This window comes from Megasphaera sp. NM10, from assembly GCF_000417505.1.
In the GTDB taxonomy this organism is placed as follows: domain Bacteria; phylum Bacillota; class Negativicutes; order Veillonellales; family Megasphaeraceae; genus Megasphaera; species Megasphaera intestinihominis.
In genome coordinates this window covers 1-724 of the sequence record NZ_APHY01000155.1, presented here as the reverse complement: position 1 = coordinate 724, position 724 = coordinate 1, and the positions used below count along the sequence as shown (strand labels likewise).

The 724-nt window shown below is 45.6% G+C and carries 1 protein-coding gene; it reads right to left on the bottom strand.

The window, feature by feature from the left end; all coding sequences use genetic code 11:
- Positions 1-70 precede the first annotated feature (70 nt).
- On the bottom strand, positions 71-724 hold a 654-nt coding region (locus NM10_RS12825), incomplete at its 5' end, for a transposase (RefSeq protein WP_020311956.1).

The window sequence follows — 724 nt, the reverse complement described above, 5'->3', positions numbered from 1 at the left end:
TGGCATCATATTCTTGTTGTTTCTCCCGGATGGCTGCTACCTGTTCAAACAGTTTTTGTTCTGCTGTTTTTCAATGGCCAGACCCTTGCACAAACGTGATGCCGTTTCCCTGGCATACGTCTACAACAGACCGGAGTAATTCATCGTCATCCAGAATAAAGATATCCATGCCCGTGAAAGCCAGCATCTGTTCCTGGATTTGCCGCCGTTTTTCCTTTAGCTTAGCAATCCCTTTTTCTACTCGCTTGCGCCAGACAAACGTATAGCGGTTCGCATTAGCTTCCATCTTAGTCCCATCAATATACCATTCGGTAAAATCTACGGAATCCAGCAAAGACAACTGATGCACAAACTGGACAAACAACTGGCGGAGTACGGCTATGGGAATCCGATGGAAGAAACGGCCAAACGTCATGTGGCTGGGCGCTAGATAGCCTTCCAGCAGCCACATATATTCTATATTGACACGGCATTGTTCGCTGATGCTGCGCAGGGAATACACGCCCTGGGCTGCAGCGAAAACCATCACTTTGAACAAGATTTTGGGAGGTACCTTAGGATTTCTGCCTTTCACAGAGTAGAGATGCTGTAATGCTGAATAATCCAACCTTTCCAATAATGCATCTACGATACAAACCAACCGATCTTGTTCTAAGTGAAATCGCCATAATCCAATGGACAAAACGAGTTGCCTCGGAGTGTAAGTTTTGGTATACTTTACTGA